Consider the following 9,345-nt stretch of genomic DNA (forward strand, 5'->3'; position numbering starts at 1 on the left):
AGTTTACCTACAGCGGCATAAGCGCCGCTTGAAAAAATTCTGTAGTGCTTAACCCTGCACACGACGATCTAATACTTTGTCGATCAAGCCGTAGTCAACAGCTGTATTGCCATCCATGAAGTTGTCACGATCAGTATCTCGTGCGATCTCTTCAATCGGCTTGCCGGTATGATGTGCTAGCACTTTGTTTAACTTGTCACGAATCGTTAAAATTTCACGCGTATGAATTTCAATATCTGTGGCTTGACCTTGGAAGCCGCCTAATGGCTGGTGAATCATCATACGTGAATGCGGCAGACAGTAACGCTTACCTTCTGCGCCACCCGCTAACAGCAACGCGCCCATGCTCGCAGCTTGACCAATACACATGGTGCTTACATCAGGTTTGATAAACTGCATGGTATCATAAATAGACATACCAGCAGTGACAGAGCCACCCGGAGAGTTGATATACAGGTGAATATCTTTATCAGGATTTTCCGACTCTAAAAACAGCAACTGAGCCACCACAAGATTCGCCATGTAGTCTTCAACAGGGCCAACCAAGAAAATCACTCGCTCTTTCAGCAGGCGAGAGTAGATGTCATATGCGCGCTCGCCTCTGGCAGATTGCTCCACTACCATCGGCACCAAGCCGCCTGCGTTCATGATTTCGTATGGATTGCTCATATGCCTATTCCCTTCGTAAAAATGCCTGACCTCCATAATAGAGGTCAGGCCATCAAAACGTCAAAATGATATCAATTATTCAGCAGTAGCTGGCTTGATCGCATCATCGTAAGACATTTCTGTTTCAGCTACAGCGGCCTCAGCCAGCAACGCTTCAACCACTTTCTCTTCTAGCACTGCAGACTCAAGCTGCTGACGCATTTGTTGATTACTCATATAGTATTCAACAACTTGCTGAGGGTCTTGATACGATTCAGCTAGAGTTTCAACATAAGCGCGAATCTCTGCATCGTCAACCTTGATCTCTTTTGCTTCAACAACTGAAGCCATCAGAAGACCCAGTTTAACACGCTTGATTGCTTGCTCAGAGAACAACTCAGCTGGCAGCATAGAAGCATCAAACTGCTGGCCACCGCCAAACTGTTGAACTGCCTGCTGACGCAGTGCATTCACTTCGTTATCAATCAAAGCTTTAGGCACGTCAAATTCGTTACCCGCGATTAACGCGTTCACAACTTGCTCTTTCACTTTGTTTTTAACAGTTTGCGCCAGCTCACGCGTCATGTTTTTCTTAACGTCAGCGCGGAATGCTTCAACACCGCCTTCTTCAACACCATACAGCTTGAAGAAATCTTCATTTAGCTCAGGCTGTTTTTTCTCAGAAACGCTGTTGATTTTCACTTTGAAAACCGCGTCTTTGCCTTTCAACTGCTCAGCTTGATAGTCTTCTGGGAAAGTGACGTTAACATCTTTCTCTTCGCCCGCTGAAGTACCAACCAGTTGCGCTTCAAAGCCTGGAATGAAAGTACCAGAAGACAGACCTAAATCATGACCTTCTGCTTTGCCGCCTTCAAACGCTTCACCGTCGATGAAACCTTCAAAGTCAATGTTCACACGGTCAGCTTCAGTTGCTGCACGCTCAACTACTTCGTATTTTGCTTGCTGATCGCGCAATACGTCGATCATTTTGTCCAGATCTGCATCAGTTACAGAAGCTACTGGCTTCTCAATTGTAACGTCAGATAGTGGTGCTACCGCTACCTCTGGGTAAACTTCTAGTGTTGCAACGAACTCTAGATCTTTGCCCGCTTCATTAACCTTGGCTTCAATATCTGGGTAACCAGCTGGATTCAGCTTCTCTTGGGTGATCGCTTCTACGTATTGAGTACGGATCACTTCAGACACAACTTCAGCACGCACTTCATCACCAAACTGGCGACGAACAAAGTTCATTGGCACTTTGCCACGACGGAAGCCGTTGATGCGTGCGCTTTTTGCAGTTTGTTTTAGACGCGCTTCAACTGCCTCATCTACACGTGCGGCCGGAACCTGAATTGTTACCCGACGCTCAAGACCAGAAGTTGTTTCAACGGAAACTTGCATGAAAAATCCTCACAATACTTTTATGTGCTTCATTAAGCTGAAAGAAATAGATTTTAAGAGCAGATAAAGCCGCAGGCAAGCGCTTAATCACTTCTTCAACGTATTAAAATACAAAGAAAAAACATGAAACCAGCTTTTACAGCTTAAAGATTTTTAAATTAGGAAAAATAGAATGGTCGGGATAGAGGGATTCGAACCCCCGACATCTTGCTCCCAAAGCAAGCGCGCTACCGGACTGCGCTATATCCCGACTAAAGATGGGGTGAACGATGGGGCTCGAACCCACGACAACCGGAATCACAATCCGGGACTCTACCAACTGAGCTACGCCCACCACAAAGAGGTGTTACAACTAAAGCAAGTGATTCATAATCACTAAATGGTCGGGATAGAGGGATTCGAACCCCCGACATCTTGCTCCCAAAGCAAGCGCGCTACCGGACTGCGCTATATCCCGACTGTACAACAACTTTCTAACATTTTGCTACTGGGGTGAACGATGGGGCTCGAACCCACGACAACCGGAATCACAATCCGGGGCTCTACCAACTGAGCTACGCCCACCACTATATAGCAAATAACAGCAATCCATTACTAGGACACTGGCGCGCCCAGCAGGACTCGAACCTGCAACCTACGACTTAGAAGGCCGTTGCTCTATCCGATTAAGCTATAGGCGCACTACAAGACTGCTTCGTAATGGTCGGGATAGAGGGATTCGAACCCCCGACATCTTGCTCCCAAAGCAAGCGCGCTACCGGACTGCGCTATATCCCGAACTCACTTGTTGTTACGTTTACCTTTCGGTCAGCGTTTCAACATGGCGCGCATTTTATACACCCTTTTTTTTCTCGTCAACTCATTTACAAGTTTTTTTAATATTTTCATTTAGATAGAAGACATTAATAGAGATAGTTTTCCGCAAGCCGACATCATGAGACAATACAAACAGTCTAAGATAATTCCACAGTAAAGTTCGGCGGGAGCACCCTTTTTACAATGAGCGCCAAAATCATTGACGGCAATTTAATTGCACAACAAGTTCGGGAAAAAGTTTCTAAAGCAGTTGCAGAGCGCGTAGCCAACGGTAAATCAGTACCTGGGCTTGCCGTAGTTCTAGTAGGTAACGATCCCGCATCTGAGGTTTACGTACGTAACAAGAAAGCAGATTGTGAAAAAGCAGGCTTTAAGTCATTCTCGCACGACTTAAGCGCTGATACTTCTCAGGAAGACCTGCTGGCGCTTATTGATCAGCTTAATGCTGATCCAAGCGTGAATGGCATTCTTGTACAACTGCCATTACCTGCTCATCTGAAGGCAGACCTTATTCTTGAGCGAATTTTACCCAACAAAGATGTTGATGGCTTTCACCCCTACAATCTAGGTCGATTGGCGCAACGCTTGCCCGTTCTACGCCCTTGCACACCTAAAGGCATCATCACATTGCTCGAAAGCACAGGCGTTAATATTCGTGGACTCAATGCGACTGTTGTTGGTGCCTCTAATATCGTTGGTCGCCCAATGGCGCTAGAACTATTATTAGCAGGCTGTACCACAACAATTACCCACCGCTTCACTCAAGATTTACCAGGAAAACTAGCCGATGCAGATATTGTAGTCGTTGGCGTTGGCAAGCCTGGGCTTGTAAAAGGCGAATGGATTAAGGAAGGTGCCATTGTTATTGACGTAGGCATCAATCGTTTAGAAAACGGCAAGCTGGTTGGCGATGTTGAATACGAAGTTGCTGCACAACGTGCTGGCTGGATTACACCAGTACCTGGCGGTGTTGGCCCAATGACTCGCGCATCACTTCTTGAAAATACGCTGCAAGCAGCCGAGATGCACGACGAAGCAAGCTAGTTATCGGTTTAAAGTGTACCTAAGCAAACGACAGAGCCAATGTCGTTTGCTTAGAGATGATTATTCTCTGCTGCCCTATTTACGGCTTCACTGCTAACCTGAGTTTAACGATTTAGTTTGGACAGCTATTTCATACTCCTCTTTGAGCGGCTCCAAAAACATTATCCATATCGCTTAACCGCCCTCAGGAATTGAGCCATGCAACGCACTATATTTAACACGCCAATAATCAGCCACTTCTTCTACCTTTTCTCCATCGTTGTATTAAAGCTAACAGGGTGGAAGGCTGAAGGGGTATTTCCAAAAGATTTAAATAAAGCAGTTGTCATAGCGGCACCTCATACTACCAATTGGGATATGCCGTTTAGCCTAATGATCGCATTTAAACTTAAGCTGCCAATATACTGGCTAGGCAAGCAGTCTATTTTTAAATTTCCATTTGGCGGCATCATGCGGTGGATGGGAGGTATTCCTGTTGAGCGCTCCAAGTCTAATAACTTAGTCGGCAGCTTAGTGGATCGCTTTGCAGAGCAAGAGCACCTGCTCATCATGATGGCGCCCGAAGGCACTCGTGCACAGGTAACTGCTTGGAAGAGTGGCTTTTATCATATCGCCTACAGTGCGAAAGTTCCCATTGTTCTAGCTTATATCGACTATCGAAATAAGCGCGGAGGCGTTGGGCCAACCTTTATTCCAACGGGTGATTACGAGCAAGATTTAGCAGAAATACAACGTTTCTATGACACTTTTAGAAGGCCATAATTTAATCCCAATCCCAAAACATTGCTGAAACACTATTTACGGCTGCTCTGGTGATGGTTTTTCAGCTTGTATTTGTGCCAGCTTTTGTTGGTAATCTTTTAAAACAATCTGTAGCGCCTGTTCCGCAACAGCTGGATCTATATTGCTATTTTCTAACAGTTCAATAAGATCAACCGCTAATTGAATATGTTGCGGTGCAGAGGCTAGAGACATTAGAACTCCTCGATAACTCGTAAAAGCCGAGCATTATAAAATGCTTCGGCTAAACAGTGGTGCGTTATTTATGAGCATCATGAAAAAACTGGTGCTCTCTTTTGTATATTAGCCTGCACCGCTTCGAGTTGATTAGCACTGAATAACAAAGTTCTCTGCAAAGCCTCTTCACGCGCAAGACTTGCTTTGTTATCGCCATCGTATTGATTAAATAAGTGCTTAACCGCTTTAACGGCATCAGGATTGTTGGCCACAATGCTTCGTGCCAGCTCAAGCGCTACCGTAACAGGATCATCAGCCAACTGAGTGCTCAACCCCAGCTGTTGCGCCTCACGCCCACTGATGCGCTTGCCAGTCATAGCCAGTAGCTTCAACTGATCTAACGCTGCAACAGAACATCCCACCATAGTGATGCCCATATCAGGAATGATTCCCCAGCGTATTTCCATCACCGACAGTTGGCTCTCTGGATGGGTGATGCGAAAGTCAGCGCCCAGCGCCAGCTGAAAACCACCACCAAAAACATAACCCTGCAACGCTGCAATCACAGGCACCTTAAGCTGCTGCCAACCTACTACAACCTGCTGCACATAATTACCTAGCCATTGCTGTTCTGGCTCGCCTTTGCTAAGCAAGGTTTCAATAGCAGAAGGATCCGTCATCACCCCTTGCACATCCAACCCCGCACAGAAGTGCTCACCCGTCGCCGTTAGCACTACCGCACGCACGGTAGAATCATCAGCGATAGCTTGTTGAGCCTCTAGCAGTGCTGCAAACATTGGCATATCAAGGGCGTTCATTTTTTCTGGACGGTTAAAACAAACAGTGGCGATATGATCTTCAATGGTTAACGAAATTCGGTCGTGCAAATTATGTATCTGTGTCATGGCACACCTGTGGAAGTAATTATTAAAACAGTTGTTTGAATGCGGCTCCACATTAGCAAACTTTTCTGAATAGAACCATGGGGAAACGACATAATCTCCGCTATGCTGAAATGAAAGCCAAAGACACGCAGAGTTATTTATGGGAAAGACCACTAACGCCATTAAATTTGGGTTATACCTTGCCCTATCTCTACTTTTATTGCAGGTGCTATTCCCCCTAGCAATACAGGCTGCTCAAACCGTACGCATAACCCGTCCTCAATCAAGTGAGGATGCAAGCTTTAGTTATTTTGCACAACTTCTACAAAACGCTTTGGACAAAACGACCTTGCAGCATGGCAAGGCATTAGTGATACAAAGTGCTTTTGTAATGGAGCAAGGACGGGCAGAGAAAAATCTAGCGGAGTCTGAATATATTGATGTGCATTGGATGGGCACAAGCAGAAAAAGAGAACAGACTCTAAAAGCGATACGCATCCCTCTACTTAAAGGTTTGCTTGGCTATAGAGGCATGATTATACGCCAAGCTGATCAAGCGCTATTTATGTCAATAAAAGACTGGGGCGAGCTAAAAAAATACCCTCTTTGCCAAGGCATGCACTGGCCAGACAGCGATATTTTGCAACAAGCGGGATTTAAAGTAGTGCGAGTAGTTCGCTATGAGGCGATGTTTGCCATGCTAGAAAACCAACGCTGTCGATTTTTCCCCAGAGGCGTACATGAAGGCCCTTCAGAGGCTCAAGCTAGAAACGGTGCTAAAGATGATATTGCTTGGTTTGATAAACGGTTAATTTACTACCCTTTTCCGATGTATTTCTTTACCAGTCGCAACAATATTGCTTTAGCAAAGCGTATTGAAGAGGGCTTAAATATCATGATTGAGACGGGCGAGTTTGATGCCTACATGGCTCAACACCTTGTCACCCGTCATCTCTTTCCGTTTAGCCAGTGGGCTAAGCGTGTGGCAATACAGCTGCCAAACCCAGAACTGCCAGATGATACCAACATCACCGATAAAAAATATTGGCTAGTACCGGAATAAGCTGTACCTGCGATACAGCGGCTTAATCTTGACCTAAACCTTGTCCTGCAAACTTACGGGCGATCAGCTCAATTGCATAACCATCTGGATCACGCACAAAAGCAATCTCTGTAGAACCGCCTTTTACAGGGCCTGGCTCTCGAGTAATCACGCCACCTGACGCACGAATTTTGTCACAAGCCTGATAGACATCTTCAACCTCTACCGCAAGATGTCCAAAGGCCTTGCCCATATCGTAGCTTTCTACACCCCAGTTATAAGTCAACTCCAATACTGTCGTATCGGTTTCTTCGCCATAACCCAAAAAAGCTAAAGTATATTGGTACTCAGGATTTTCTGACCGACGCAACAGCGTCATCCCCATAACTTGGGTATAAAAATCAATTGAGCGTTGCAAGTCACCAACCCGCAACATAGTGTGTAATAAACGCACAGATAAAACCTCATTCAAATAGCCTGCACAGCACAGAGCCAATGGCAAAATATTATACCGGAAAGCCTGCCCCTCTAAGCTTCTCTAGCAGCTTTTTGTTGATTAACCGATCAATTTCAACGAGTTATAGAAAAAAATAAATATTAAGTATTTACAAGGGAAATAAATAAATATAGTATACGCCTCGCTGGAGGGATGGCAGAGCGGTTGAATGCACCGGTCTTGAAAACCGGCAAAGGTTAATAGCCTTTCTAGGGTTCAAATCCCTATCCCTCCGCCATTATTCGAAGGGGTTGCTTTTACAAGCAACCCCTTTTTTTATACTTGCTTCTTTCAAGCATCACCTCTTTGCCCCTCTCTTTTAAAGCTTCCTTTTACACCCAACACAAAGCATATCTCCAACGTACTGCCCCACATCTGACGCGTTATAGTCATCATACCGTAAAGCATTTTAGCGCCGAAACCTTGATCAATAACAAGGTGTTAAGCGTTTCGGGTATAGCCCGAGGGATGATTGTTGCCAGCGCACCAGAAAACAGGTAAAAGAAAGCTTTATTAGAAAGAAATAGTGAACCAAGCGAGCGACTTAGGCGTGGAACAGGCCAGAAAATAGTTCGCAGATAAGCCACAGGTTGACAGGGAAAACATCGTGTTAAAAAGCAAACTCCCTAGAGTGCCAGTGTCCGTTCAACAAACGTTTATAGCCATGGCTTCGCCATCTGTATAACCGCTTAATAGTTAAGTTTATGAGTCGTCCGTATTATTATTTTTTTGAGGGAAAGTAAGTGTTAGAAGAGATGTTAGAGTTACCAGCTATTGTTCAAGGGGCGTTAGGCTCGGCGTTATTTGCTATTGTTCTGTGGTTGCTAAAGTTGGGCAGCTCATTTCTAGTTGATAGAGTTTCATTTATAGACAATAAAATGAAAGTACATAAAATTAACGCTCAGTTATTACGTTGTAAAGCTTTACAACATGGAGAGCCTGCAACGGTAACTTTTGCCTTAGTTGGGCTAATTTATCTTGCGTTGGCTAATATACTTAAAGCAGTTATCTGCCTCATTGTTGGCTATGGTTTAAGTTCTTATATGGCAATGTTCTCTGGCATCAGTTTGGTATTTGCTCTGTATTTTGTACTTCAAGCGTTAGCTTGTGTAAGTGATGAGGCTGATGGTGATAATTATCAAGAGAAAATTGAAAATTTAGAGGGACAGCTAAGCGAGCTTACATCGGTGAAAAAATAAAATTAACAAAGCATTTAAGAGTGATTCCGAACGCTTGGCATTTTTATTCCATCGTTGGGTTTTGTGTCTACGGTGGTACGGTTTAGTTTCGTGGTAGCGTTGCTCACACCTTAATGCGGCGTTATGCGTTTTAAGAATTTTTTGGGTTAAGCTATTTTATTGGAGTTATAGTGGAATTATTGGTTGTATTTTTAGCGTTAAGTCTAGTTTTTCTTCTTTGCTATGTTTGTAAATTGAAATCAAAAGATATTGAACTTGTTGATAAAGAAGTGGAGCTTCAAAAAACGAAAAATGAAAAAATTGCAGAGTTTTTTCTTAGAGGTCATGTCATTTTAGGGTTAAGAGAATATAAAAATTATACAGATGTACTAGAAGGCAAGTTCTTACAAGATCGCAATGCGTTATATGCAGACTTTCTAGAAGAGTGTAAGCAGTACTCAGAAGAGGATCGCAAAGAAATAGAAGAGTTTTATGCAAAGGACTATGCTGAAACGTCTGACACCAAATTAGCGTTATACCGTCGTTCAACTCTAGTTTGGTAGTGTTCAAAACTCTGTGTCACCTCTATAGTTTAACCCTTATAGGGAGTGACACATCATGTCTGATAAATACGAAATTGATATTCAAGCCTTTGCCAAAGCGCTTCAGTCTGGACAAGATCTCAACGGTAAAGATGGCTTACTAACCCCTTTGATTAAGCAGATTACCGAAGCCGCTTTGGCTGCTGAGCTAGATCAGCATTTAGCTCAGGATTCTCAGCCCAACCGTAAGAACGGTGCCTCCCGCAAAACTATCAAGACCGCAACGGGATCTTTTGAGCTGGATACCCCTCGTGATCGTAATGGTTCTTTTGAA

General features: G+C 44.3%; 11 protein-coding genes and 7 tRNA genes. 7 read left to right on the forward strand and 11 right to left on the reverse strand.

Annotated elements, in window-relative coordinates; translation table 11 throughout:
• Positions 1-48: 48 nt before the first annotated feature.
• The 8 genes from clpP to B5D26_RS11005 form a co-directional block, all read right to left on the reverse strand.
• On the reverse strand, positions 49-669 hold the full coding sequence (clpP, locus tag B5D26_RS10970; RefSeq protein ID WP_078745778.1) for an ATP-dependent Clp endopeptidase proteolytic subunit ClpP: 621 nt from the start codon (positions 667-669) through the stop codon (positions 49-51).
• A gap of 75 nt (positions 670-744) precedes the next feature.
• On the reverse strand, positions 745-2,052 hold the full coding sequence (gene tig / locus B5D26_RS10975; protein ID WP_078745779.1) for a trigger factor: 1,308 nt from the start codon (positions 2,050-2,052) through the stop codon (positions 745-747).
• A gap of 173 nt (positions 2,053-2,225) precedes the next feature.
• A tRNA-Pro gene (locus B5D26_RS10980) sits at positions 2,226-2,302 on the reverse strand.
• Between the two features lie 8 nt (positions 2,303-2,310).
• Positions 2,311-2,386, reverse strand: a tRNA-His gene (locus B5D26_RS10985).
• Positions 2,387-2,432: 46 nt separating this feature from the next.
• A tRNA-Pro gene (locus B5D26_RS10990) sits at positions 2,433-2,509 on the reverse strand.
• Positions 2,510-2,540: 31 nt separating this feature from the next.
• A tRNA-His gene (locus B5D26_RS10995) sits at positions 2,541-2,616 on the reverse strand.
• 39 nt (positions 2,617-2,655) lie between these two features.
• Positions 2,656-2,732: transfer RNA gene (locus B5D26_RS11000), tRNA-Arg, on the reverse strand.
• Positions 2,733-2,752: 20 nt separating this feature from the next.
• Positions 2,753-2,829: transfer RNA gene (locus B5D26_RS11005), tRNA-Pro, on the reverse strand.
• A gap of 222 nt (positions 2,830-3,051) precedes the next feature.
• On the opposite strand from B5D26_RS11005, the gene folD reads away from it, so the two are divergent.
• Both folD and B5D26_RS11015 read left to right on the forward strand, forming a co-directional pair.
• Positions 3,052-3,912: a bifunctional methylenetetrahydrofolate dehydrogenase/methenyltetrahydrofolate cyclohydrolase FolD gene (gene folD, locus B5D26_RS11010; RefSeq protein WP_078745780.1), complete on the forward strand. Its 861-nt coding sequence runs from the start codon at positions 3,052-3,054 to the stop codon at positions 3,910-3,912.
• A 198-nt stretch (positions 3,913-4,110) separates the two neighbouring features.
• The gene (locus B5D26_RS11015) at positions 4,111-4,674 is read left to right on the forward strand and encodes a lysophospholipid acyltransferase family protein (RefSeq protein WP_078745781.1); all 564 of its coding nucleotides are present in this window, start codon (positions 4,111-4,113) and stop codon (positions 4,672-4,674) included.
• A 36-nt stretch (positions 4,675-4,710) separates the two neighbouring features.
• On the opposite strand, the gene B5D26_RS11020 is transcribed toward B5D26_RS11015, so the two are convergent.
• Positions 4,711-4,887: a DUF2496 domain-containing protein gene (locus B5D26_RS11020; protein WP_078745782.1), complete on the reverse strand. Its 177-nt coding sequence runs from the start codon at positions 4,885-4,887 to the stop codon at positions 4,711-4,713.
• Positions 4,888-4,964: 77 nt separating this feature from the next.
• On the reverse strand, positions 4,965-5,774 hold the full coding sequence (locus B5D26_RS11025; protein WP_159445650.1) for a crotonase/enoyl-CoA hydratase family protein: 810 nt from the start codon (positions 5,772-5,774) through the stop codon (positions 4,965-4,967).
• Between the two features lie 139 nt (positions 5,775-5,913).
• On the opposite strand from B5D26_RS11025, the gene B5D26_RS11030 reads away from it, so the two are divergent.
• Positions 5,914-6,816, forward strand: coding sequence for a hypothetical protein (locus B5D26_RS11030; RefSeq protein WP_080051871.1), 903 nt, complete (start codon positions 5,914-5,916; stop codon positions 6,814-6,816).
• Between the two features lie 22 nt (positions 6,817-6,838).
• On the opposite strand, the gene gloA is transcribed toward B5D26_RS11030, so the two are convergent.
• Positions 6,839-7,249: a lactoylglutathione lyase gene (gene gloA / locus B5D26_RS11035; RefSeq protein WP_078745795.1), complete on the reverse strand. Its 411-nt coding sequence runs from the start codon at positions 7,247-7,249 to the stop codon at positions 6,839-6,841.
• Between the two features lie 189 nt (positions 7,250-7,438).
• Here gloA and B5D26_RS11040 point away from each other — a divergent pair.
• From B5D26_RS11040 to B5D26_RS11055, 4 genes are all read left to right on the forward strand, one after another.
• Positions 7,439-7,529: transfer RNA gene (locus B5D26_RS11040), tRNA-Ser, on the forward strand.
• 505 nt (positions 7,530-8,034) lie between these two features.
• Positions 8,035-8,490 carry a hypothetical protein gene (locus B5D26_RS11045; RefSeq protein ID WP_078745785.1) on the forward strand — a complete coding sequence of 152 codons (456 nt, stop codon included), beginning with the start codon at positions 8,035-8,037 and terminating at the stop codon, positions 8,488-8,490.
• A gap of 170 nt (positions 8,491-8,660) precedes the next feature.
• The gene (locus B5D26_RS11050) at positions 8,661-9,032 is read left to right on the forward strand and encodes a hypothetical protein (RefSeq protein WP_078745786.1); all 372 of its coding nucleotides are present in this window, start codon (positions 8,661-8,663) and stop codon (positions 9,030-9,032) included.
• A gap of 55 nt (positions 9,033-9,087) precedes the next feature.
• On the forward strand, positions 9,088-9,345 hold a 258-nt coding region (locus tag B5D26_RS11055), incomplete at its 3' end, for a transposase (protein WP_200810663.1).

This window comes from Oceanospirillum multiglobuliferum (assembly GCF_900167095.1).
Lineage (GTDB): Bacteria > Pseudomonadota > Gammaproteobacteria > Pseudomonadales > Halomonadaceae > Oceanospirillum > Oceanospirillum multiglobuliferum.